This window comes from Cohnella sp. GCM10012308, from assembly GCF_042649185.1.
In the GTDB taxonomy this organism is placed as follows: domain Bacteria; phylum Bacillota; class Bacilli; order Paenibacillales; family Paenibacillaceae; genus Cohnella.
In genome coordinates, this window is sequence record NZ_JBHRYU010000004.1 from 138703 (window position 1) to 161637 (window position 22935).

Here is a 22935-nt window from a genome sequence, read left to right on the forward strand (position 1 = left end):
TTGATTATAGCACAAGTATTCGCATCCGTTGGATGGGGGAAATTCATATGCTTAATTTGATGATCCTGGACGATCATCCGCTCGTTCGCCAGGGCATCCGGGGAATCGTGACGACGGACGGCAAGGTCGACGTCGTCGGGGAGGCATCGACCGTGCAGGAAGCGCTGGCCGTCATGGAAAGGACGCAGCCCCAGCTTGCGATCGTCGACTTGAATCTCGGTGGCGTCAGCGGACTGGAGTTCATCCGGCAGGCAGGCGATCTCGGCTATTCGTGCAAATATCTCATTCTGACCTCTTCCGCCACGCGCGGCGAGCTGCAGACGGCGCAGTCGCTCGGCGTCGAAGGCATCTGTCTCAAGGAAGCGCTTCCGGAAGATTTGCTGTATGCAGTCGACGTCGTCGCGCGCGGACGCAAATATTACGATCCGATGTTCATGGATTGTCTGATGGACAGCGGTCCGACGGCCGAGGAGCGGGCTTTCGCCGAACTGACGCCCAAGGAGCTCGAGGTGCTGATCGCGCTCGGGCGGGGGTGTTCGAATAAGGACATTGCCAGAGATCTGTACATTACAGAGTTCACGGTAAAAAAGCACGTCAGCCAGATTTTGTGCAAGCTGAATCTCGCCGACCGCACGCAAGTTGCGTTGTACGCGCTGACCAAAGGGCTGGTCCGGTTCGAGCCCGCTTTCGTGTAGAGAATCCGGTAGACAGCAAGCCGCGCAACCGTCAGCCTACAGCTTCAGCGGCTTGCTGATCTTGTGGAACGGAACCAGCGACATCAGCGCATATCCTTTAATTTCGCTTGTATGGACCGTACCCAGCTTGGGGTCCCGGCTATCGAGGCTGGCCCCCGGGGTGCGGTTATCCCCCGCGAGGAACAGATCATCCATCCCGACGGTCTGTTCCGCCATATCCTCCGATGTACCGTATGTATACAGCTCCACGAGAGGTACGTCGTTGACGTAAGTAACGCCGTCTCTAATCGCGACCCGATCCCCGCCCACCGCGATGACCCGCTTCACGATGGTATAACCGAGACGATCGTCCTTGACGATCACGACATCCCCGTATTGGGGCGCGCCGAGGAACAACGAGAGCTTATTGATGAGGAGCACGCTCCCGTTCTGCAGCGTCGGATCCATCGAATGGCCGGATACGCGCGTCAGTCCGGTAAGATTGTGCAGGACGATCATCGCAACGGCGAGCAGCAGCGCGAATCTGACCCAGCCCCATACGCCGCTCTTCTTTTTGGCCGCCGAAGCCCGGGATGCGCGGGTCTGCAGAACTGCCGCTTCTTCTGTCATATCCGGAAGACACCGCCTTGAAAATTAAGAGTCGTAGACCGCGTCCGCGACGGACGGGGAGCCTTGCATTTGCGGCGTATGAGCAGCTGCCGGTTCATCCTGCGCATCGGACGGCGCTTCCCCGGACGGCCGGGGGGCCGGCGGCACATAGGATTCTGCCGGCGGCACGTAGCTCTCGGACAGCGCGTCCATCGCTGCCTTGGCGCTGTCCGCGATTGCCAGCAGCTTGAGCTGAATCTGCTCGCGGTCCTGCGCGTTGTCGATGTTCATGCCTGCGATCAGCGTGTCCGCATATTGCTCGATGGCCTGCGCATATAGCCTCTTCTGCTCGTCCGTATAAGCGTCCAGTTCCAGCGAGGAGGCTTCGAGTCGCAGCTTTAATTCTTCCTTTAACCGCGCCTTTTGCTTGTCGGTCTCGGACGTCACCGATTGCGCCAGGCTCTGCATGGCGATATCCGTCTTTTTGCCGAACCAGGCCGAGAGCGTGCCCGCGATATCCGTATCCGCATAAGCCATGCCCGTCGTCGCCGCTGCGGCGACCGTTAAAGAAACAATTACAACTGCGACCTTCTTCCGAATGCCGTAGGTTTTGGACTTTTCTAGTCTTCTGCTTCTCATCGCGCTTCTCCTTTCGTTCCCAAGTGCGTTTCGGCAAAGAACCGGAAGCCCCGCATCGGGGCTTCCTTCGTTCTACGCGCTGCGGCGCGGTATTATTGGATGCCTTGTACGATCGCGTCCAGGTCGTTCAGGCTGTCGTTCAGCAGCTGGTCGCCCTTCGTATCGATAGCGGTCTTCGCTTCGGAGACGCCTGCTTCCGTCAACGTCGTCAGCTCGGCTTCGAGCGCCGCAAGCTTGCTGTCGAGGTTGGCTTTCACTTCTGCCGTCGCATCCGTTTGCTCGCCGGCGAGAAGCGCTTGAAGCTCGGACTTGGTCGAAGCGATCTTGGCGTTCAGCGTGTTGACCGCTTGGGTCTTCGTAGCCGTGACATTCGTGTCCAGGCGGTTCAGGTACGTATTCTTGTGGTTCTTGATCGCGTTGTTCAACGTTTTCTTGTCCTCGGTGCCGATTGCAGCGACGCCCGTGTTGGTCGTGCCGTTCGTCGTCGATACGAAGGCGTCGTACTCGCCCGGCATGCTGCTTGCGATCGCGCCTTGCGCCGAGTTGATTTGGTTCGTATATTGCGTGACTTGGCCGTTGATCGATTGTTGGACGGAGGAAGTCTTCGCGTTGCCTGCATCGCGGATGTCTTCTTGCGCTCCCGTCTTGATGCCGTTGACCGTGGCCGCATGCGCGGTCTTCTGGGTGCTGTAGTAGCTGGCGAAGTCGCCGGATACAGTAGCCTTTACTGCCGTGGAAGCCGTGGAGTACCAGCTTTGCAGCTGCGAGCCTGCGTCCGTCGCCGCGAATGCGGTTCCCATGGATGCGACCATTCCGACTACGATTGCGCCGACTGCTACTTTGCTCTTGATTCGTTTCATTGTTTATCGTCTCCTCTGTTTTGTTTTTATCGATTTATGTGTTCTTGCTTAATTCCCGTTTGCTGCATCGCCCTTGTCATCCAGCTCGTCCGTCATCTCCGCGATCGTGTCCGCCGCGAACGACTCGAGCGCTTCGCTCTTCTCGGCCGTCTCCTCAGCTACGTAAGAATCGAACCGATCGCGCAGCACGCGCTCGCCCAGATCGGACGCTGCCGCATTTATTTGGCTCGCATAAGCCTCTGCTGCCGAGCAGATTCCAGAATCGGCCTTCTCGCCGCTGGTCTCGGCCGCTTGCGTAAGCGTCGCTTCCGCCTGCGCCGCCAATCGCTCCGCCGCGTTCTCCGCGCGTTCCGCCGCCTGCGCCGTTTGCGTCTCGGCTTCGTCGGCGATCGCCTTCTTCGTCTGCTGCGACATCGCTTGATACCATTTCAGCACCGGACGTCCTTCGTCGGATACCGCGTGAATGCTGCCCGCCGCCAGCGATAGGGAGATTCCCGCCGAAGCGACGATCCATTTCCAGCGATTGCGTTTCACGGGATGCCCTCCTCAGCTTGTGGCGCCGTCTTGCTAAATTCATTGTAAGGGGCTGGGATATCGAGCGCCTCACTCGTAAGAGTAATCGTCAGGTGATCTTTAGAGGGTGTGGAATGGTAGACTTTAGTACCATAAGCCGCGTGTGCCGTGGGTTTGTTGCGGTGCTGGTCAGCGGTAAGGAGGCGTTCCCTCGCAAGGCCGGCCGAGTTTGTTCCTACTTGGGAACACCGAGGCGCCCTTGCGCAAGGCCAGCCGAGTTTGTTCCTATTCAGGAACACCGAGACGCCCAGCGCGCAAATTCGGCCGCGTTTGTTCCTGCTCAGGAACACCGAGACGTCCAGCGCGAAGGCCGGCCGAGGTTGTTCCTATTCAGGAACACCGAGACGCCCAGCGCGCAAATTCGGCCGCGTTTGTTCCTGCTCAGGAACACCGAGACGTCCAGCGCGCAAATTCGGCCGCGTTTGTTCCTGCTCAGGAGCACCAAGACGTCCAGCGCGAGGGCCGGCCGAGTTTGTTCCTACTTGGGAACATCGAGACGCCCAGCGCGCGAGGCCGGCCGAGTTTGTTCCTGCTTAGGAACACCCAGGCGCCCATAGGCAAGGCCGGCCGAGTTTGTTCCTACCTGGGAACAACAGGCGACACTTACGGACTGCTGTTCTACGGTACTCCCGACATCTCGAGCCGCACGTAACCGCACAAACAAAAAAACGTCCCGCAGTCCTTAATCGGACTTGCGGGACGGCTCTCCGTCGTACGCGTCGCTCCGCGCCCGAACATGATGGCTCTGCGTCCTCTCGCCTCTCGGCTCTCCGTCTCTCCGTCTCTCCGTCTTCTCGCCTCTCGCCTCTCCGTCTTCTCGCTTCTCGCGCTTCGCCCTCTCGTCTCTCCGTCCTCTCAGCTCTTGCCTATCGCCCTCACTCCGCACCCGGCCGCACCGGCAGGCTCCCCTTCCGCTGCGCGAGAATCTCGGGGATGTGCAGCTCGCGCAGGACGGCGGTCACCTCCTGCACGCTGTCCTTGCCGAATTTCTTCAGGATGCTGTGCACCTGCGACTTGAGCGTCGAGGGCTCGACGTGGCGCATCTTGCAGATCTCCTGGCGGTTGTAATCCTTGAGCAGCAGGTCGAGCACCTCGAGCTCGGTCGGCGTGAGCATGGTGAGGATATGAAAATTGCGCAGCAGGCTGTCTTCGGCCGTCTTGATGCGCTTGAACTCGCGCGTAATCTTGCCTGCGATGTTGGCATGCAGCGAGGGCATGTCGTAGTAGGCGTCCTTGACGGCGCTCAGGATGGCGTCGGCCGGCATGTTTTTGAGCAAATAGTTGGTGACGCCCAGCTCGAAGGCGCGGAACACCGCGTCGTCGGTCTCGCACACGGTCAGCATGACGACCTTGATCTCCGGCATGTACGCCAGAATCTCCGACGTCGCCCGCATGCCTGCCTGCTTGTCCTCCAGCTCGATGTCCATGAGGATGATATCCGGCCGGTAGAGCGCCGCGAGCATCGTCCCTTCGTAGCCGCTGGCCGCCCGCCCGACGCATTCGATCTGCGGATCCTTGGACAGGATCATCTGATAGCGCTTGGCGATCAGATTGTCATCTTCTACGATGAGCACCTTGATGATCGGTTCGCTCATGATGCCTGCTTCCCCCTATCGCTCATGATGCCTGCTTTCCCCTATCGCTCATGATGCCTGCTTCCTCCCTATCGCTCATGATGCCTGCTTTCCCCTACCGATTGGAAGTGCGGAGCAACGGCATGACGATGCGGAACGCGCTCCCCTCTCCCGGCTTGCTGTCCGCGGCAATCTTGCCGCCGTGCGTGGTGACGATGGCATGGCAGAGCGACAGGCCCATTCCCCAATTCGTCGCCGTCGGCTTCGAGGAGAAAAAGGGCTGGAAAATCTGCTCGAGCTGCGCCGCCTCGATGCCGGTGCCGTTGTCCCGGACGATCAGCTCCACCCACTTGTTTTTGCGCTGAATCTCGATCTCGATCCGTCTCGAGTTCTCCGGCACGTGCGTCAACGCATCGGCCGCATTGGACAATATATTTTCAAGCGCCTGCGAAAAATAGTAACGGTCCGCCATGATGGTCAGCTGCTGCGGCCCCTGCGTATAGGTCACGTTAATCTGCTTGAGCGCGAGCTTCATCTCGCCCAGCGTATCGGCCACGAGCTCTTGCAGGTCGACCGGCTCCAGCTCCATTTTGGACTTCAACGTCTTCTGATGCACGACATCCAGTCTATCATAGATGCTCCGGCACCGTTCCTCGATGACGCGGACCTCCTGCACGACGTCCGGCGACGTGTCCACCATCGCCTCTAGAAACTCCGTCTGCGCCATGATGGCGAGCAGCTCGTTTTTCATATAGTGACTGAACACCCGCGAGGTCAGCACAGCCGAGTCGATATTGCGGGAGATGACCGTCTCCTGATTGCGGATGCGGTTCTGGATGCGCGCGTATTTGTAGATGCCGTACAGGCTGATAAACAAGCAAAAGCCCGCGATATAAGGGAGCAGCGCGTACATCGACGGCTTGCCGACCAAATTGACGGGCTTGAACCGGATGAACCGGGCCGCCTTCGACACCGTGATCAGGATGTCCGGCGCCCAGAAGTTCACGTAGTAATAGGTGACCTGCAGCGAAACGTAGCTGATCAGGATCATCCCGATGTTGCTTCGGATTTGCCGGACCTTGGGCGCATCGAACCAGGCGTAAGCCATGAGGAAAATGCCCGCCGCGATATACAGCGTATTGACTGCGAAGGTGACATGATGGACCGCTTCATAGGCCGATACGAAGCCCCGGGCGGTCATGTGCGCGGGATAAAGCCGATAATACAGGCCAGTATAAAAAGACGGATCGTACAGCGCGACCTGCACGGCGCACGGGATGGCGAGCAGCGGCAAGATCCGCCGCCCGATCCGCGGGGACACGTTGAACGCAAAGTAAATCGCGGAGCACAGCCCCGTATACAAGAACGCCATCGTGAACAGATTCAGGATGCGAATCAGGAAGTACCTGGAGACCGGCAAAAACATCAATTGGTTCTGTACGCCGCGGCTGATGCCGAAATAGCCGTACAGGCTATAGTAGTAGTAAGCGTCCTTGGACATATAGGTCATGATCGCGCTGACGACCAGCAGGAAAGAAAGCCCCATGCCCAGCATGAGCAGGGTCGCCTTCGTGTATTTCTGCTGGGTCAGGCAGAAAACCGCGATCGCAATAAAGAGGATGAACATGAAGAAGATGAACATGACGCTCCATCCTTTACGTTTGCCTGCGTTATTTTTGTCCAATTTGATCTATTGTAAACACTTCCGCGCCATGCGGAAAGGTTGAAGTTTTATCCCCCCGCCCCCTCGCCCCCGCCTGCTCAAATCGCTGCCTGAGCGGTTCCGTCTCCGGCCGGGCGCGGTCTCGCAGGCAGGAAGCCTGTCCGCGGGCGGCGGATAAAAGATCAACCTTATGCGTCCGGGGCGATCGGGCTAGTATGGAGACATCACCAAATAACAAGCGGGAGGGGTTCACGTGAAGATACAGAAAAGCAAGGCCGGACTGCTGCTGGTCGCCGCGCTCGCGGTAGGCGCCGCAGGCTGCGGCTCCAACGGTAATGACGCGGCCAGCGGCGAGGCCAATCAAGAGAAGGTCACGTTGGAGTATTACACCTGGACGGACGAAGCCGATTACATGCAAAAGATTGTGGACGCTTTCAACGCCCAGAACGGCGACATCGAAGTCAAGATGAACACCTACAGCAACAACGCGGACGAGTATAACACCAAGATTATGACCAACCTGTCCGGCGGCTCCGAGATGGACGTATACAGCATGAACGGCACGGCCGGCCTCGGGCTGTACGCTTCCAAAAACCAGCTCGTCGATCTCACGGACCGCATCAAGCAGGCGAATATGGACATCGGCGCCTACGGCCCCAGCTATCAGGATGTCACCAACGTGCTGACGGACGGCAAGTATTACGCGCTGCCGTACCGCACCTCCCAGTGGGCGCTTTTCTATAACAAAGGACTCTTTGACAAGGCCGGCATTCCTTATCCGGACAACTTGAACTGGGACGAATACGCGGAGCTGGCCAAAACCTTGACCAAGGGCGAGGGTGCGGACAAGCAGTGGGGCGGCTACTTCGCCGACTGGATTACCGCGCCGCTGGGCGCGCTGCAGAAGGGCAGCACGATCCTGGACGACAACCTGGACGACGTCGCCGACTGGCTCGATTATCTGGATCGCATTTACGAAAAGGATCAGTCCCATATGAGCTACAAGCAGATGAAGGCCGAGAGCGTGGACTGGATCAAGCAGTTCGAGAGCGGCAACGTCGCCATGCTGGTCAACGGGGAATGGACCGTGAACATGCTGAAGGCGGACATCGCGGCCGGCAAGACGGATATCGACTACGACATGACCCTGCTGCCTCAGCCGGCGGGCCTGAACGAGCCGACGACCGTCGGCGGCGTCAGCACCTTCATGGGCATCAATCCTCGCAGCAAAAACCAGGACGCGGCCTTCAAATTCGTGCAGTTCGCCACCGGCGAGCAAGGCGGCTCCATCATCGCGGACTCGAGCGTCCTGCCGGCCTACTCGAACGACAAGACCAAGGAAGCCTTCCTCACCGCGACAGGCCTGAAGGGCAGCGCCGCCTTCTTCGAAGCCAAGACTATCGTCGAAAATCAGCCGATCCCGCAGATCGACGAAGTAAACGGCGTGTTCGGCGAGCAGCGCGACCTGTTCCTGTTCCACGAGCAGGACGCCAAGAAGACGATCGAGACGTTCATGGCCCAGCGCCAGCCGATTCTCGACAAGTAAAAGAGTTAGCAGAGCGGCTGTCGGACGCGCGAGCGCAGGCAGCCGCTCTCCGATGAAGGGAGCGTTAAGCCGATGAACAGACGTCTGCAACCCCTCAAAGCCTACGCGACGGGGACGCTATTCATTCTGCCGGCCCTCGTCCTGTTCGCCGCGTTTATTTTTATCCCCCTGCTCTACGGCCTCTTCATGAGCTTCACCGACTACGGGGGCTTCAACCTTAAACCGAACTTCACCGGCTGGGACAACTACAGGAAGCTGCTGCAGGACGACTACTTCGCCGTCTCTCTCAAGAACAATCTGATCTATACCCTCCTGTTCGTGCCGCTCACGGCGGCGTTCGCCCTGTTCTCGGCTATGGCCCTGAACGCCGTTCTCCACCTGCGCAGGTATTTGCGCATGGCCTTCTACTTCCCGCAGATCACTTCCATGGTGTCCGTCGCGATCGTCTGGGGGCTGCTGCTGAACCCGATCCGCGGGCCGGTCAACCAGGTGCTGAAGGCCTTCGGCATCGCGCATCCCCCCGAGTGGCTCATGTCCTCGCAGTGGGCGCTCATCGCAGTGGTGATTGTGGCCGTGTGGAAAAGCTTCGGCTACTACATGATCATCCTGCTCGCGGGTATCCAGGGCATTCCCGAGTACCTGTACGAATCCGCCAAGCTCGACGGCGCAGGCGCCTTCAAGCGGTTCCTCTACGTGACGCTGCCCAGCCTGTCGCCGACGCTGTTCATGGTGCTCGTGCTGACCGTCATCAACTCGTTCCAGGTGTTCGACCTCGTGTCGGTCATGACCGATGGCGGACCGGGGCGTTCGACCAACGTGCTCGTGTTCCGAATCTACCAGGAAGCGTTCGTCCACTACCGGATGGGCTACGCGGCGGCGATGTCCGCGGTGCTGTTCCTGATCATCATGGTCGTGTCCATCGTCCAATTCCGGCTCGAGAAAAAATGGGTCACCTACTAGAAAGGGGGAGAAAAACGATGCTGAACGCCCTCGGGACAAAGAGAAGGGACAAGGTGTTCTACGGTCTCCTGCTGCTCGCGCTGGCCGTCTGCTCGATCGCGGCGCTGTTCCCTTTTCTGTGGATGATCTCGACCTCGCTGCGGACGGACGTGGACCTGTTCCGCAATCCGATGAACTGGATCCCCAGCTCCCTGTACCTGAACAACTACAAGGAAGTGTGGACGACGATTCCGTTCGGCCGCTACTTCCTGAACACGCTGAAGCTGTCGGTCCTCATCACCGTGCTGCAGGTGCTCATCTGCTCCATGGCGGCTTACGCGTTCGCCAAGCTCAAGGTTCCTTTTAAAAGCGCCCTCTTTATCCTGTTCATGACCAATCTGATGATGCCTTGGCATTCGATCATGGTGCCGCAGTTCTCCATCGTGAGCAAGCTCGGCCTGTACAACACGCATACCGGCTACGTGCTCATCCAGCTCTTCAGCGCGTTCGGCATCTTTTTGCTGCGGCAATTTTTCCTGTCGCTGCCGGGCGAGCTGAACGAGGCGGCGCGCGTGGACGGCTTCAGCGAGTGGCGGATCTACTGGCGGATCGTCATGCCCCTCTCCAAGGCGGCCGTGTCGACGCTGGCGATCTTCACCTTTACGTTCATGTGGAACGATTATCTGGCGCCCTTGATCTACATCCAGGACGACGGGCTCAAGACGCTGCAGCTCGGGCTCAAGGCATTCCAGACGGAGCATACGACGGACTACGGCCTGCTCATGGCGGGCACGGTGCTCGCAACGGCCCCGATGGTCGCCGTCTTCCTCGCCGGCGAGCGCTTCTTCACGAAGGGCGTCGCGACGACGGGAATGAAAAACTAGCGTTACGGCAAATCAAAGCAAAGCAAAAGCTCAGCAAAAGCAGAAGGAGCATACAAATATGAGCGATCATTTGAAAGATTACTTGCAGGTACGCGGCGAGGACTTCACGGCAAACGGCGAAAAGGTGCTGCTGCGCGGATTCGGGCTCGGTTCGTGGATGAACCTGGAGCACTTCATGATCGGGCTGCCGGGCACCGACACGATGATCAAACAAGCGTTCGCCGACGTCTACGGCGCCGAGCGCGCGTCGACGTTTTTCGACCGCTTCCTGCTGGAATTCGTGGACGAGCGCGACTTCGCTTTCCTGAAGAGCCTCGGCGTGAACTCGCTGCGTCTTCCTTTCAACTACAAATACTTCATCGACGATCAGCGGCCCGGCGTCTACAAGGAGGAAGGCTTCGTCTATCTGGACCATGTCGTGGACCTGTGCGAAAGGTTCGGCATCTACGCGATCCTCGACCTGCACTCCGTACCCGGCGGGCAGAACCCCGACTGGCACTGCGATACGTCGAGCGGCCTGCCGCTGTTCTGGGAATACGGCGCTCTCCGCGACACCGTGATCGGCTTGTGGGGACACATCGCGAAGCGCTACCGGGACCGGGCCTGGGTCGGTGCCTACGATATCGTGAACGAGCCTTCTCTGGTGAAGGATGCCGTCGTGTTCAACGAATTCTACGACAAAGTGATCGCCGAGATTCGCCGTCACGACCCGCATCACATCATCTTTATCGAGGGCAATGCGTTTACGACCGACTTCTCGATGCTCGATCCCGTCGACGACCCGCAGGTCGCGTACGAATTTCACTTCTATCCGTTCGTCGACGAGCCGGCCGTGCTGAGCCCGGAGATGGCCCGCGCAAGGCGCAGGCAGATTTTCGCGGAAGCGTTCGCCAAGCTGCTCGCCGTCCGCGACAAGTACAAGAAGCCCGTCTGGTGCGGCGAGCTCGGCCTGGTCTTGAATCCGGAGGAGATCGACTTCCAGGTGAGCATCATCGAGGACATGCTGGAGCTGTGCGAGACGCACGACGTCTCCTGGGCGCTGTGGACGTACAAGGACGCCGCCGTCATGGGCATCGCGTATCCGCGCGAAGATACGCCTTGGCGGCTGCTCACGGCCAAGATCAAGCAGGTATGGAACCAGCACGAGGAGCAGGCAAAGGGCGAAGCGCTGGTCGACTACATGGCGCAGACTTACTTCAAGCCAATCTCGGCGGAGGCGCGCTATCCGCTGCAATTCCGGATGCGCACGATCATGCAGGCGGTCTGCGTCGAGCAGAACCTGAAGCCGTTCCTCGAGGACCTGCCGTGGGAAGCCGTCTACCGGCTGCCGGAGTCGTTCCGCTGGGAGCATTGCGACTATTGCGAGGAATTGGCGGTGCTGGTGCGCAAGTATACGGGCGTTTGATGGGGCTGCCCCGGCTCGCGATCGGAGAATGACGCGCCGGCCGATCGTTCTTTCGCCTTAATGCCTGCAGATATACATCTTTTTCCCCCGATTTCTATCCTTTCGAGATAAAAAGATGCAAAAGTGCAGGTATTTTCCCCCATTTGCCGGATTTCCGGCCTGTGCTTTGAATATACCTGCACATTTGCAGGCATTTCATCAAGCGTCGTCAGTCGGCAGAAAATACATGTACAAATGCAGGCTTTTCGGCCAGCAAAACATCCGAAAAGCGCCGGCACGCCGTGCGGCGGCGCGTGTCGGCTGTCGACCTCACGCCGCAAGCGCGCTTACCTGTCCACGGAATGCCGCCGTCCGGATCTAGAAGTAAACCGCGGCCTCTTTGCTGCAAAGCGCCCTGCGGGGCGCTTTTTTGGCGTTCCGAGTTCCCGTGCCCCTCTCGCGATCTTCTCGTGCCTTTTCGCGTCCACCTCGCACCCTTCTCGCATCCTTCTCACGTCCCTTTCGCGCCCCTTCGAACCCTTCTCGCGTCCTTCTCACGTCCCTTTCGTGCCCTTCGAGCCCTTCTCGCACCCTTCCCGCGCCTTTGCGCCACCCGGACCCGCCTCGATGCTGGCAAATCGCCCGAAGGGCGCTATAATAAAGCCGGGAGGAATGAGCATGTCACCGAGAAACGTGGAAAAAGACCAGCAAATGCGCGAAAAACGCCTCGCCCATATTCTTGAGTCGGCCATCGAGATCATGGCGGTCAAAGGGATCGGCTCCGTGAGCATCGGCGATATTGCCGCCGCCGCCGGCGTGAGCGTCGGCAACGTATACCATTACTTTAAATCCAAGGACGAGATTTTCGCTGAGCTGTTGCGGCGCGGGCAGACCGGATACGGCGCGTTCGTGTCGGAGATCGCCGGACGGCAGCTCCCCGCCGCGGACAAGCTGCGCGCGATCAGCGAAGCCTGGCTCGCGCTCGGCAACAGCTGGGCCTACACGCTGCTCATCCATACGGCGAGAATGTCCGAGACCTCCACCGACCAGCTCCGCCGCGAGGTCACCGGGCGGTTTACGGCGAATCTCGGTCCCGTCGCGGAGATCGTCGCCCAAGGCCAGCGGGAAGGCAGCGTCGTGCCTGGCGACCCGACGGAGCTGGCGCTTTATTTTGTCAGCTTGATCCAGGGCCTGACGCTGCAGCGGGCGCCTGGCGTAGAGGTGCCTGTCGGCATACGGGCGGAAGGCGTCGTACGGCTATTTCTCGCCGGGAGTGCCGCACGAGATGCGTAATGCCATGCTCCGCTTGAAATTACGTATTGACACCGCTCAGACTCTGTTGATAAAATAGCCACAACCCGAATAGATATTCGGTTTGTGCATCGGAATGAATCGACCAGACCAACTGGAGATTGAAGTCCGCTATGGCGCGTACGGTATGAGCCTATGTTTTCGTATCATGCGCCGGACTTTCAGTTTTCTTTTTTTATATGTCAAAAACCAAGTAATCGGGTAGGTTCAATGCATTAAAATCAAAGGAGCTGACAGCATGCTGGCGATCGAGGGATTGAACAAAACGTTTCCGTCTCCTACCGGGGACATCGTCGCGCTGCATCAGATCCGGCTGCAGGTCGAACAAGGGCAATTCGTGACCTTCATCGGTCCGAGCGGCTGCGGCAAGAGCACCTTGCTCAAGATCATCGCCGGGCTCGACACGGCTTATAGCGGCACAGTTACCCTGAACGGCAAGGCCATCAAGGGGCCGAGCGTCGAAAAGGGCGTGATTTTTCAGGAGCCCCGGCTGTTCCCCTGGCTGAACGTCGAGCGCAACATCGCGGCCAACCTTTCCCTGCGCGATCCCGCGATCCGCAAGGAGGTCGACCGGTTGATCGAGCTCGTCCGGCTCAAGGGCTTCGAGAAAGCTTATCCCCGCGAGCTGTCCGGCGGCATGGCCCAGCGCGTCGCCATCGCGAGAGCGCTGCTTCGCAAGCCCGACGTGCTGCTGCTCGACGAGCCGTTCGGTGCGCTGGACGCGTTTACCCGCTCGCACATGCAGGAGGCGCTGCTGGATATCTGGCAGACCAGCCGCACCACGATGCTGCTGGTGACGCATGACCTGGACGAGGCCGTATTCCTCGGCCAGCGCGTCGTCGTCATGAACCCGCGGCCAGGCCACATCCACAGCGTAATCGGCATTGACCTGCCCTATCCGCGCAAGCGAACGGGCGCTTCGTTCCAGGAGCTGCGGACGCGGGTGCTCAGCGAATTCGAAAAGGTAGAGGCACCGGGAATCCAGCTCGGCGCAGGCATCTAAAATGAATGAAAGAGGGAGTTCAAACACATGAACAGAAAAAAATCGGGAATGTCCGGCGCGCTAACGCTACTGGCACTGATATTGGTATTCATCGTGGCGGGCTGCGGTGCCAAAAGCGGCAACGGTAACGCCAGCCCCGCTGCAAGCAGCGCGAGCGCATCGCAAGCGGCAACTGCCGGCAGCAACTCGGATTCGGCCTCGCCATCCGCAGCCGAATCCGCCTCTTCTACGGCGGACCCGGCGAAAACGACGTCCTATGACGGCTTGACGGTCCGCCTCGGCGTGCAGGGCAAGGGCGGCCTGTTCGGCAAGGCGCAGGAAGAGAAATGGTTCGAGAACGCCTTCGCCGAGGTCGGCGCGAAGGTCGAATGGATCGAATTCCAGAGCGGTCCGCCGATGGTCGAGGCGATGGCGTCGAACCACCTGGACTTTGCGGGCATGGGCAATATGCCTCCGATCGCGGCGCAGGCGGCAGGCGTCGACTTCAAGATCGTATCCCAGGTGCTCGAGGGCAAGAACAACGTGGCGATCATCGTGCCCAAGGACAGCGCCATCCAGACGATCGCGGATCTGAAGGGCAAGAAGGTCGCGGTGACCAAGGGTAGCAACGCCTATAACTTCCTCTATCGCGTGCTGGCGAACGAAGGCTTGAAGGAGTCCGACCTGTCGGTCATTCAACTGCAGCCGGACGAGACGCAGCCTTCGTTCGAAGGCGGCAAGGTCGACGCCTGGGCCGTATGGGATCCCTACATCACGCTCAATACGCTGACAGGCAAGGCGCGGGTGCTCGCCGACGGCGAGAGCGCAGGCGTGCTGTCCCCTTCCTATCAGCTCGTGCGCGGCGAATTCGCGAAGAAGTACCCCGAGCTCGTGACGCTGTATCTAAAGGTGCTGGAGCAAGCGCGGCTGTGGGAAGCCGGCAACAAGGACGAAGCTTACGACCGCTACGCGAAGGAGCGCAGCATCCCGGTGGACGTCGTCAAGGGCATACAGGCGCGCAGCACGTATATCAATATTCCGGTATCGGACGCGGTCGCCGCGGAGCAGCAGAAGACGGCGGACTTCCAGTTCGAGCTCGGCACGATCCGCAAGCAAGTGAAGGTCGCAGACGTGATCGACAACACGTATATCGAGGAAGCGCTCAAGCAAATCCAGCAAGACAGCCAAAAGTGAGGTGCCAACGATGCAGGGAACGAGATACCGGCTGTCCGGCCGGATGACGAACGCGCTCGTCGGCGCGCTGCTGCCGCTGACGGTGCTCGCCGTCTGGCAGCTGTCCGCCGCCTACGGGCTCGTCAACGCGGTGCTCGTGCCGCCGCCCGCCGAGATCGCGCGCGAGTTCGGCCGGATGATCGCATCCGGCGAGCTTCAGCATAACCTGGCGATCTCGACCGGGCGCGCCATGCTCGGATTCCTCATCGGAGGCGCGCTCGGCCTCGCGGCCGGCGTATGGGTGGGCTTCTCGCTCCGGGCGGAGCGGCTGCTAGATCCTTCGCTGCAGTTGCTGCGGACGCTGCCTCACCTTGCCGTAGCCCCTTTGTTTATCTTGTGGTTCGGCTTCGGCGAGACGTCCAAGCTCCTGCTGATCGCCAAAGGCGCGTTTTTCCCGTTGTACGTCAACGCATTCCTCGGCGTCCGCTCGGTTGACCGGAACCTGATCGACGTCGCACGCGTCCTTCAGTTTTCCCGCTGGGAGACGGTGACGAGACTGATTATTCCCGCATCCCTGCCGTCGCTGTTCCTCGGCGTGCGCCTGTCGGTCGCTGTCAGCTGGCTTGGACTGGTCGTCGCCGAGCTGATGGGCTCGAGCTCGGGGCTCGGCTATATTATCAACGACGCGCGGTCGTTCTCGCTGACCTCCGTCGTCTTCGTCGGCATTATCGTGTTCGCGGCGGTCGGCAAGGTCACGGACGAGATCGTCAAGCTGCTGGAACGGCGCCTGCTGCGCTGGCAGCACACGATGAGAGGAGCGGATTAAGATGGCGGAACCTTCCCTTCAAGCTGCTCCGGTCGTGGTCGCGGGCGCGGCTGCCGAAGCCGTCCCCGAATCGACCTCGCTTCGCGAATCGACCCCGCTTCGCGGACGCGCCCGCGCTCGCCTGCCCCGCTGGACGCATGGCTGGCTGCTGCCGCTCGCGGTGCTCGCCGTCTGGGAGCTCGCGGCCGATCTCGGCTGGGTATCCGCCTCCATGCTTCCGGCTCCGTCGACGATCGCGGCAGCCTTCGGCCGCCTCGCCGCCACCGGCGAGCTGGAGACGCACCTGCGGGTCAGTCTGATCCGGGCAGGCGGCGGCTTCCTGCTTGGCGGCGCGACCGGCCTCTTGCTCGGCTTGTTCACCGGGCTCGGTAAATGGGCGGAACGCGCGCTGGACCCGACGATTCAGATGATCCGCACCGTGCCGCTGCTGGCCGTCATCCCGCTGTTCATCTTATGGTTCGGCGTCGGCGAGCTGTCCAAGTGGCTGCTTATCGGCCTCGGGTCGTTTTTCCCGCTTTACTTTCATACCTTCCTGGGCGTGCGCAGCGCGGACTTCAAGCTGTACGAGGTCGCACGCACGCTGCGATTCTCCCGGATCCAGCTGCTTACGAAGCTTGTATTGCCGGCTGCGTTGCCGAACATCCTCCTTGGCGTGCGGCTCTCGTCCGGCGTCGCCTGGCTGATGCTGGCGGTGGCCGAGATGATGGGCGCCAGCGCCGGCGTCGGCTACATGATCCAGGACGCGCGGGTGTACGCGCAGACGGATATCGTTTTCGTCGGCATCCTGCTGTTCGCGCTCGTCGGCAAGCTGTGCGACTCGGGCGTGCGGCTGCTGGAGAAACGCTGGCTGCGCTGGCGGCATACGCACAAGGGCTGACCACATACTCATGAATGGGAAGTGACCGCAATGGCGATTCAGAGCAGAGGACAACTTCATCTGGGCGCGTTTCTATACTTTACCGGCCATCATCACGCAGGCTGGCGCCACCCGAATTCCGGCGTGGAGCAGATGTTCGATATCGACAACTACGTTCGGATGGCGAAAAAGGCGGAGAGCGGCAAGCTGGACATGATCTTCTTCGCCGACCTGCTGCACCTGATCTACCCTGGCGCGGCCGCGGCGGGCATGATGGATCCGATCGCGCTCCTGTCGGCCCTCTCGATGGTCACGGACAAGATCGGCTTGACGGCCACGATGTCGACGACGTACAACGAGCCTTACAACACGGCGCGCAAATTCGCTACGCTCGATCGCATCAGCGGCGGCCGGGCCGGCTGGAACATCGTCACGTCGCAGACGGACGCGGAGGCGCTCAACTACGGCCGCGACAAGCATCCCGAGCACGGTCTCCGTTACGAGATGGCGCAGGAATTCGTCGATGTCGTGACCGGCCTGTGGGACAGCTGGGAGGACGACGCGCTTGTCATGGACCGGGAGTCCGGCGTGTTCGCGGATACGTCCAAGCTGCATGCCAGCGACTTCCGGGGCAAATGGCATTTCTCCCGCGGCCCGCTTAACGTCCCGCGCCCGCCGCAAGGATACCCGGTGCTGATCCAGGCCGGATCGTCTGAGCCCGGGCAGAACTTCGCGGCGCGCATCGGCGAGGTCATTTTCACCGCACAGCCGACGCTCGCGAGCGCGCAGGCCTTCTACAAGAGCGTGAAGGCGAAGCTGGCGGCGTACGGCAGGTCGGAGGACAGCCTGAAAATCATGCCGGGACTGTCGCCGATCCTGGGCTCGACCGAAGACGAAGCGCGCCGGAAGGAACGCGAGCTGCTCGATCTCATCCGCCCGGAAGAGGCGACGGGCTTCTTGTCCGCCATGCTGCAGTTCGATCTGATCGGCTATCCGGTCGACGGACCGCTGCCCGAGATTCCCGATCCGGTCGGGATGTCCAACGGCATGAAGAGCCGCGTGCAGCTTATTATGGACCTGGCGCACAGCGAGAATCTGTCCGTGCTCGAACTCGGCCGCAGGCTGCTCGGCGCGCGAGGTCACTTGCAGTTCGTCGGTACGCCGGAGCGGCTGGCCGATATGATCGGAGAATGGTTCCTGCAATACGGGTGCGACGGCTTCAATATCATGCCGCCCGTCCTGCCGGGCGACCTCGACGACTTCGTCGACCATGTCGTGCCCATCCTCCAGCGCAGGGGGCTGTTCCGTAATGAATACGAGGGTTCGACGCTTCGCGAACACCTTGGCCTGCCAAGGCCGGCGATCGGCCATTTCAAGTCCGCTGCCGCGCAAGCTTGATAGCTTGCGGCGTATTGCCGTATACCTGCATGGCAATATTCAAGCCCCGCCCACCCGGGACAGCCTTCTCAACGGACATTCGGCGAAGGAAGGCGCCCCGGGCACGAAGACGGCGAGCTTGCGCATGAAGTAGCACGACTCCGGGAAATGGTGCTCGAGGAACCGGAGCGTGGCTTTGGACAGCAGCTCGGTGCCGACGTATTCGGCCACGATCCGCTGCACGAACGCGTAGAATTCTTGCACCGTCCCCAGCACCTCTGCCGCAAAGCGCGTCTCCGCCGGGAACCCGGGCGCCGTGAAGCGTTCGTAGCTTTGCATGGCGCGATTTTTGACCATATACGAGGAAAAGACGGTGGCGAACTTGTCCGACTGCGCGCCCAACGCCTGCTCGACGGGGTCCAGCACCCCATGCAGCAGCACCGCGTGCCCCAGCTGATCCTCGATCCAAAGATCGAGCAGCTGGGTCAAGCCCAAGGCCGGTGCCGGCATCCCCCGCGCCCAATAGGAGAGCTGCCGCAGGTACTCCTGGTTCTCGCCGATCGTGCCGTTAAAATAGGACGGCGACAGATTCAGATTCACTTGATTGAACAGCCGCAGATGCTGCATATGCCCTTCCAGCCGGCAGTACGCGTCCGCGAGCGGATAGACGCTCTCCGCGAACGCCCGCATCGCCGGAGCCTCGGCGGGCTCGAAGGACGGCAGCGCCTCCGCCTGCGAGATCGCCTCGCGGAACGGCTGGAAGAAGCGCTCGGCCTCCCTCCACCATCTCTTTTCTTCCGGCGACAGGTAGTCCCTTAAGAAATGAGCATGATCCTCCAACACCTCGAGCCAGAACAAATGCTCTTCCTTGATCGACACGGCCCCGTCTAGCAGCATTGATGAGCGCCCTCCTCGCGTAGGTTTTGCTCTCACCAGTGTATGAACGCAGGCAATCCGATAGACGAGTCAGGGCTGAGTCGTCACGCCCCCTGCTTGCGGCGGCGACCTTTGAGCCAGGAGACGAGCGGATAGAGAAAGAACATGCCTTCGACAAGCAAGGCGAAGGTCGCCCAACTGCTATCGAAATAATCCGCCAGTTGAACCGGATTCCTGGCTAGGACGACCGACATCGCCACGACGAAGGCGGCCAGCGGGAAGGTGATCGGCTTGTAGTTGGGCAGCGCGAGCGCCTGGGAGGTCAGCAGCGTTCCGATAGCGAACAGGATACTGAGCTTGATGAATAGTCCCGAGAACCAGATCGAGACGATAATGGCGTCCATGTTGTGCACGAAGTCGCCCAGATGCAGAAATCCGCTCAGCTCTAGCGCGGGATATACGAGCGTAGCCGACAATTTCGGCCCCAGGAACAGCATCATGAGGACGAATTCCGCGAACAGGATGTACGTGCCGGCCATCGAGCCGAGCCACAACGCCCTCCGCGCCTGCCGGCCGGTCTTTAATTGCGGCACGATGTAGGCAAGCAGGATCAGCTCGCCGTACCAGGGAATCAGCCCGAACGTCTGGCCCCATAGCGACTTCCAATCGTGGATCCGGGTGAACTCGTGCCACATCGGCGAAGACAGCGACGGCGTAAAAAAGAGCGGCTTGATCAGAAACAACGCTCCGATCAAGATGAAGCAGCCCTGAGCGAACCGAAAAGCAACCGCGACGCCGCTCTGGGCGATGGAGGCCGCCGCCGACATGACCAGAATGGAGACGGCGACAGGCGGCGTGCCGCGCAGATAAGTCGGGACGAAGAAATCCGTGAATTCACGTATGATATGGGCCGACAGATATAAAAAGAAAAAAGCGGTCAGGAGTAGAATCGCGGTATGAACAGCCTTGCCCACGATGGTCGCTCCGTAGACGCCGACGAACTCCGCGGGCCGGCGCATCGCGAAGCGCAGACTTGCGGCCGCAAGCGCCGTTCCCGCGACGGCGGCCAGCCAGATGCAGATTCCCCCGTCAAAAGAGGCATGCGCCGCCAACGACGAGAGCAGGAAAGCGATTGTCGTGGAAAAGACGAATACGAAAACAAGCGAGCCTAACTGGAGCCCTGTCACCGTACCTCGCTGCTTCAACGCATCCCGCCTCCCTCATCCGATTACTTGGCTTCGATCCAGCGCTGTATCGGCCCGAAGACTAACCGGATCGCCCTGTTCGGGTTCACCCCTTCCGGCCAGTGCATCGCCAACGCCGCAAAGACGAATACCAGTCCCGTCACGGCAAAGGCGAAAACGCGTTCTCGCCGGCCGGCGTTCTCCCGACGCAGCAGAAACGTCTGGTAGCCCAAGAGAATCCCGAACCCCAGCATCAGCAGCATCATTTCTCCAGTCCTCCCGCCTGCGCCTTTAGCATGGGAGATCGGCTGATCCCCGTGCTTCGCAGCACGATGTCCACATGAATGTCCGGCTTCATGCGCAAGAACAGCTCTTCCCGCAGATGATCGGGCTCCTTCGGCCACAAAGACGGATACTTGTACCGTAGATATTCGCTCCACTGATAGGCATCTGCCCGCTCTTCCTGCGCCTTGTCGGCCGCGGATTGGGCCAGCTGCAGAATCCGTTTGTTCAGCGCCCGTTCGAGCGTTCTCAAGCCGTCCTGCGAGGACAGATCCACCTTCGCCTGGACGGACACCAGATCGGCATGGCCGCGGATAGATACCTGGATGACGACCTTGCCGCCGCGTCGTATCGCCCGCGTCTTCTGCTGGACGCGCAGCAGCTTGACGCTGAAGAACCCGCCTTCCGGCAGCTCCGAAGCGACGACCATCTCCGGCGTATTATTTTTTAGAAGCGAGATGCCCGCTGCCTCCTCCGGCGTAAACCTGTCGACGACCGCACCGTCCTTCATCAGCGCCGCGCCGCCGACCCCGGACCACGCCACGGACTTGTGCTCGGTTAGCAATTCAAGCTCGTGCAGGCTCAATTCGGGAATATAACCGTCCCCCAAGTTGTTCCACTGCGCGGAGAGCAGATCGCGGAGGTTCACCGGCGGGATCCGCTTCGTATGCGCGGACTCCCGCCAGATCTCGGTGGGGAAACGCTCGAATACAGGCGTGAGGCGGGATAGATTGCGCGCCTCGCCGTTAAAGTAGAACAGGTAGACGCGAAGCCGGAAGTCCGTCGCACGGATAAAATAATCGAACAGCGGCGCCAGTCCCGCTCTGGCGTAACGGTCGCCCACGATGACGGCCCGCATCTGGCCCCAGGCGACGTTTCGCGGCAGATCTTTTTGGATCTGCTGGAACGCCTCCGCGATGTCCCGCCCTTTCCCGGAAATCGCGACGTAAGGCTTCTGGCTGCCCGGTGCGGCGCCCAGCCCGACGGAGATGCGGTTCGGCAGAATGAACATGGTGGTGATCTCCGTTTCGCCCTGCTCGGTCAGATCGACCATCAGTGTCGTGACGAAGGTACGGTCGTTCAGCTCCTGCTTGGACCAGCAGCCGGTCGTTCCCGCCAGAAACGCGAGTGCCGCAAGCAGCTTCAGCGCCGTATATCGGGCTACCCGCCGTTTCCTCATCGCTATTCCCCGTTTCCTCCCGCTCAGGTTCGTTTGCCGCCCAGCCACTTGGTCCATGGGAAGCGTCCGGCGGCGTCCCTCATCTGCTCCGGCTTGAACGGGATGAACGGGGATAGGTAAGGCGTGCCGAAGGAGTCCATGGACAACAGATGAATATAGATAAAAAAGACGCCGATTAAAAGCCCCAACAACCCGAACAGCGCGGAGATAAATACCAGGACGAACCGCAGAAAGCGAACCGTCAGCGTCATCGAGAAGTGCGGCACGATAAACGAGGAAATTCCCGTCAACGCAACGATGATGACCATCGGCGCGCTGACGATCCCCGCCTGGACCGCCGCGTCGCCGATGACGATCGCCCCCACGATAGAGATCGTCTGCCCGATGGTCGTCGGGATGCGCTGGCCCGCCTCGCGCATGACCTCGAACGTCACCTCCATGATGAGCGCCTCCACGATGGCGGGGAACGGCACGATATCGCGGCTCGAGGCGATGGAGATCAGCAGGTTGTACGGGAGCATCTCCGGATGGAACGTTGTAATGGCGACGTACGCGGACGGCAGAATCAGGCTCAGCCCGAAAAAAACGTAGCGAAGCACGCGCACCCAGCTGCTGTAAAAATAGCGCTGATAGTAGTCTTCCGCGGACTGCATGAAGGATAGCAGCGTCGCCGGCGCGACCAGATTGCTCGGAGAGCCGTCCGTCAACAGCGCGATTCTTCCCTCATAGAGAGAGGAGACGACCACGTCCGGTCTTTCCGTATTCAACATCTTCGGAAAAGGGGACGCCAGCCGGTCGTCGAGCGCTTCCTCCAGGAAACTGCTGCCGGGCAGCCTGTCCGTCTTCAGCCCTTGCAGCTTCGAGCGGATCGTTCCGGCCAATTCGTCGTCGCAGCGGCCCTTCATGTAGAGCAGCATGACGGTCGTATGGGACTCGGTGCCGATCGTGAACGTCTCCGTGATCAGATTGTCGCTTTTGATACGCTGCCGGATCAGCGACAGATTCGTCCATATGTCCTCGATGAACGATTCCTTGGGCCCTCGGATCGTTTTCTCGTTTTCCGAGACGGTAACGGACCGCGAAGCCGTTTTTTTAAACGGAAACAGGACGCCGGCCGTCTCGCCGTCGATGCAGAGCACGACCTGCCCGTTCAGCAGCCCTTCCAGCGCCGCCTCGGGCAAACGCGTCAGCGAGTAGGGCGTCGGAAAATAAGACCTGTGCTCCAGAATGTCACTCAACCTCGCTTGATCGCTGCCCGCGTAAGGCGCGATCAACGTCCGCAGCACATGCGTCTGCAGCATCTCGAGATCGATGGCTTCTGCCATGTAATAGACGGTGCAGGCGAACTTGCCCTGATCGATCCGCTGAGAAACGATGTCGCGACGGTCCTTCAGACGTTCGTTCAGCCATTGTGCCAGTTCCATGGCGAACTCCTTTTTTTGGTAGTAGCTTCCTCCACCGGACCCGCTTTTATTCATGTTTTTGCCAGATGCTAAAGACACGGCGGCTGACGACGCGATAAAGGCACCCTCGCGGGCGCCTC

General features: G+C 60.3%; 22 protein-coding genes. 11 read left to right on the plus strand and 11 right to left on the minus strand.

Going from position 1 to position 22935, the window contains the following annotated elements; all coding sequences use genetic code 11:
* Positions 1-47: 47 nt before the first annotated feature.
* Complete coding sequence (locus tag ACFOTD_RS07465; protein ID WP_378117279.1) at positions 48-695, plus strand: response regulator; 648 nt, start codon at positions 48-50, stop codon at positions 693-695.
* A gap of 36 nt (positions 696-731) precedes the next feature.
* On the opposite strand, the gene lepB is transcribed toward ACFOTD_RS07465, so the two are convergent.
* The 6 genes from lepB to ACFOTD_RS07495 form a co-directional block, all read right to left on the minus strand.
* Complete coding sequence (gene lepB, locus ACFOTD_RS07470; RefSeq protein WP_378117281.1) at positions 732-1304, minus strand: signal peptidase I; 573 nt, start codon at positions 1302-1304, stop codon at positions 732-734.
* 24 nt (positions 1305-1328) lie between these two features.
* A complete protein-coding gene (locus ACFOTD_RS07475) occupies positions 1329-1922 on the minus strand; it encodes a hypothetical protein (protein ID WP_378117283.1) in 594 nt (197 codons plus the stop codon).
* Between the two features lie 92 nt (positions 1923-2014).
* The gene (locus ACFOTD_RS07480; RefSeq protein WP_378117285.1) at positions 2015-2782 is read right to left on the minus strand and encodes a hypothetical protein; all 768 of its coding nucleotides are present in this window, start codon (positions 2780-2782) and stop codon (positions 2015-2017) included.
* Positions 2783-2830: 48 nt separating this feature from the next.
* The gene (locus tag ACFOTD_RS07485; RefSeq protein ID WP_378117287.1) at positions 2831-3316 is read right to left on the minus strand and encodes a hypothetical protein; all 486 of its coding nucleotides are present in this window, start codon (positions 3314-3316) and stop codon (positions 2831-2833) included.
* Between the two features lie 914 nt (positions 3317-4230).
* Entirely contained in the window at positions 4231-4950 is a 720-nt protein-coding gene (locus ACFOTD_RS07490) for a response regulator (RefSeq protein WP_378117289.1), read from the minus strand.
* A gap of 94 nt (positions 4951-5044) precedes the next feature.
* Positions 5045-6571 carry a sensor histidine kinase gene (locus tag ACFOTD_RS07495; protein WP_378117291.1) on the minus strand — a complete coding sequence of 509 codons (1527 nt, stop codon included), beginning with the start codon at positions 6569-6571 and terminating at the stop codon, positions 5045-5047.
* 274 nt (positions 6572-6845) lie between these two features.
* Between ACFOTD_RS07495 and ACFOTD_RS07500 the strand changes: the two genes are divergently transcribed.
* From ACFOTD_RS07500 to ACFOTD_RS07545, 10 genes are all read left to right on the plus strand, one after another.
* Positions 6846-8138, plus strand: a complete 1293-nt coding sequence (locus ACFOTD_RS07500) for an ABC transporter substrate-binding protein (protein ID WP_378117293.1) — start codon at positions 6846-6848, stop codon at positions 8136-8138.
* Positions 8139-8210: 72 nt separating this feature from the next.
* Positions 8211-9098: a carbohydrate ABC transporter permease gene (locus ACFOTD_RS07505; protein WP_378117295.1), complete on the plus strand. Its 888-nt coding sequence runs from the start codon at positions 8211-8213 to the stop codon at positions 9096-9098.
* A 17-nt stretch (positions 9099-9115) separates the two neighbouring features.
* The gene (locus tag ACFOTD_RS07510; protein WP_378117297.1) at positions 9116-9961 is read left to right on the plus strand and encodes a carbohydrate ABC transporter permease; all 846 of its coding nucleotides are present in this window, start codon (positions 9116-9118) and stop codon (positions 9959-9961) included.
* A gap of 58 nt (positions 9962-10019) precedes the next feature.
* Complete coding sequence (locus ACFOTD_RS07515) at positions 10020-11366, plus strand: glycoside hydrolase family 5 protein (protein ID WP_378117299.1); 1347 nt, start codon at positions 10020-10022, stop codon at positions 11364-11366.
* Positions 11367-12023: 657 nt separating this feature from the next.
* The gene (locus ACFOTD_RS07520; RefSeq protein WP_378117301.1) at positions 12024-12638 is read left to right on the plus strand and encodes a TetR/AcrR family transcriptional regulator; all 615 of its coding nucleotides are present in this window, start codon (positions 12024-12026) and stop codon (positions 12636-12638) included.
* A 256-nt stretch (positions 12639-12894) separates the two neighbouring features.
* Positions 12895-13659, plus strand: a complete 765-nt coding sequence (locus ACFOTD_RS07525) for an ABC transporter ATP-binding protein (protein WP_378117303.1) — start codon at positions 12895-12897, stop codon at positions 13657-13659.
* A gap of 27 nt (positions 13660-13686) precedes the next feature.
* Positions 13687-14832, plus strand: a complete 1146-nt coding sequence (locus ACFOTD_RS07530; RefSeq protein ID WP_378117305.1) for an aliphatic sulfonate ABC transporter substrate-binding protein — start codon at positions 13687-13689, stop codon at positions 14830-14832.
* Positions 14833-14842: 10 nt separating this feature from the next.
* Positions 14843-15637 (plus strand): ABC transporter permease, encoded by a 795-nt coding sequence (locus ACFOTD_RS07535; protein ID WP_378117307.1) that lies wholly within the window; start codon positions 14843-14845, stop codon positions 15635-15637.
* Between the two features lies 1 nt (position 15638).
* A complete protein-coding gene (locus ACFOTD_RS07540) occupies positions 15639-16514 on the plus strand; it encodes an ABC transporter permease (RefSeq protein WP_378117309.1) in 876 nt (291 codons plus the stop codon).
* A gap of 30 nt (positions 16515-16544) precedes the next feature.
* The gene (locus ACFOTD_RS07545; protein WP_378117311.1) at positions 16545-17891 is read left to right on the plus strand and encodes an LLM class flavin-dependent oxidoreductase; all 1347 of its coding nucleotides are present in this window, start codon (positions 16545-16547) and stop codon (positions 17889-17891) included.
* Positions 17892-17930: 39 nt separating this feature from the next.
* Here the strand turns inward: ACFOTD_RS07545 and ACFOTD_RS07550 are convergent, their stop codons facing one another.
* The 5 genes from ACFOTD_RS07550 to ACFOTD_RS07570 form a co-directional block, all read right to left on the minus strand.
* Positions 17931-18767, minus strand: a complete 837-nt coding sequence (locus tag ACFOTD_RS07550; protein WP_378117313.1) for a DUF2935 domain-containing protein — start codon at positions 18765-18767, stop codon at positions 17931-17933.
* 83 nt (positions 18768-18850) lie between these two features.
* On the minus strand, positions 18851-19951 hold the full coding sequence (locus tag ACFOTD_RS07555) for a GerAB/ArcD/ProY family transporter (protein ID WP_378117315.1): 1101 nt from the start codon (positions 19949-19951) through the stop codon (positions 18851-18853).
* Between the two features lie 23 nt (positions 19952-19974).
* A complete protein-coding gene (locus ACFOTD_RS07560; protein ID WP_378117317.1) occupies positions 19975-20196 on the minus strand; it encodes a hypothetical protein in 222 nt (73 codons plus the stop codon).
* Positions 20193-21392 (minus strand): Ger(x)C family spore germination protein, encoded by a 1200-nt coding sequence (locus tag ACFOTD_RS07565; protein ID WP_378117319.1) that lies wholly within the window; start codon positions 21390-21392, stop codon positions 20193-20195. The genes ACFOTD_RS07560 and ACFOTD_RS07565 overlap by 4 nt, the downstream gene beginning before the upstream one ends.
* 23 nt (positions 21393-21415) lie before the next feature.
* Positions 21416-22816 carry a spore germination protein gene (locus ACFOTD_RS07570; protein WP_378117321.1) on the minus strand — a complete coding sequence of 467 codons (1401 nt, stop codon included), beginning with the start codon at positions 22814-22816 and terminating at the stop codon, positions 21416-21418.
* Positions 22817-22935: the final 119 nt, after the last annotated feature.

What these genes read in the sequence shown, in the direction of transcription:
- ACFOTD_RS07465 (WP_378117279.1), top strand. Translation starts at nt 48, where the DNA reads ATGCTTAATTTGATGATCCTGGACGATCATCCGCTCGTTCGCCAGGGC.
- lepB (WP_378117281.1), bottom strand. Translation starts at nt 1,304, where the DNA reads ATGACAGAAGAAGCGGCAGTTCTGCAGACCCGCGCATCCCGGGCTTCG.
- ACFOTD_RS07475 (WP_378117283.1), bottom strand. Translation starts at nt 1,922, where the DNA reads ATGAGAAGCAGAAGACTAGAAAAGTCCAAAACCTACGGCATTCGGAAG.
- ACFOTD_RS07480 (WP_378117285.1), bottom strand. Translation starts at nt 2,782, where the DNA reads ATGAAACGAATCAAGAGCAAAGTAGCAGTCGGCGCAATCGTAGTCGGA.
- ACFOTD_RS07490 (WP_378117289.1), bottom strand. Translation starts at nt 4,950, where the DNA reads ATGAGCGAACCGATCATCAAGGTGCTCATCGTAGAAGATGACAATCTG.
- ACFOTD_RS07495 (WP_378117291.1), bottom strand. Translation starts at nt 6,571, where the DNA reads ATGTTCATCTTCTTCATGTTCATCCTCTTTATTGCGATCGCGGTTTTC.
- ACFOTD_RS07505 (WP_378117295.1), top strand. Translation starts at nt 8,211, where the DNA reads ATGAACAGACGTCTGCAACCCCTCAAAGCCTACGCGACGGGGACGCTA.
- ACFOTD_RS07510 (WP_378117297.1), top strand. Translation starts at nt 9,116, where the DNA reads ATGCTGAACGCCCTCGGGACAAAGAGAAGGGACAAGGTGTTCTACGGT.
- ACFOTD_RS07515 (WP_378117299.1), top strand. Translation starts at nt 10,020, where the DNA reads ATGAGCGATCATTTGAAAGATTACTTGCAGGTACGCGGCGAGGACTTC.
- ACFOTD_RS07520 (WP_378117301.1), top strand. Translation starts at nt 12,024, where the DNA reads ATGTCACCGAGAAACGTGGAAAAAGACCAGCAAATGCGCGAAAAACGC.
- ACFOTD_RS07525 (WP_378117303.1), top strand. Translation starts at nt 12,895, where the DNA reads ATGCTGGCGATCGAGGGATTGAACAAAACGTTTCCGTCTCCTACCGGG.
- ACFOTD_RS07530 (WP_378117305.1), top strand. Translation starts at nt 13,687, where the DNA reads ATGAACAGAAAAAAATCGGGAATGTCCGGCGCGCTAACGCTACTGGCA.
- ACFOTD_RS07535 (WP_378117307.1), top strand. Translation starts at nt 14,843, where the DNA reads ATGCAGGGAACGAGATACCGGCTGTCCGGCCGGATGACGAACGCGCTC.
- ACFOTD_RS07540 (WP_378117309.1), top strand. Translation starts at nt 15,639, where the DNA reads ATGGCGGAACCTTCCCTTCAAGCTGCTCCGGTCGTGGTCGCGGGCGCG.
- ACFOTD_RS07545 (WP_378117311.1), top strand. Translation starts at nt 16,545, where the DNA reads ATGGCGATTCAGAGCAGAGGACAACTTCATCTGGGCGCGTTTCTATAC.
- ACFOTD_RS07550 (WP_378117313.1), bottom strand. Translation starts at nt 18,767, where the DNA reads ATGCTGCTAGACGGGGCCGTGTCGATCAAGGAAGAGCATTTGTTCTGG.
- ACFOTD_RS07560 (WP_378117317.1), bottom strand. Translation starts at nt 20,196, where the DNA reads ATGATGCTGCTGATGCTGGGGTTCGGGATTCTCTTGGGCTACCAGACG.
- ACFOTD_RS07565 (WP_378117319.1), bottom strand. Translation starts at nt 21,392, where the DNA reads ATGAGGAAACGGCGGGTAGCCCGATATACGGCGCTGAAGCTGCTTGCG.
- ACFOTD_RS07570 (WP_378117321.1), bottom strand. Translation starts at nt 22,816, where the DNA reads ATGGAACTGGCACAATGGCTGAACGAACGTCTGAAGGACCGTCGCGAC.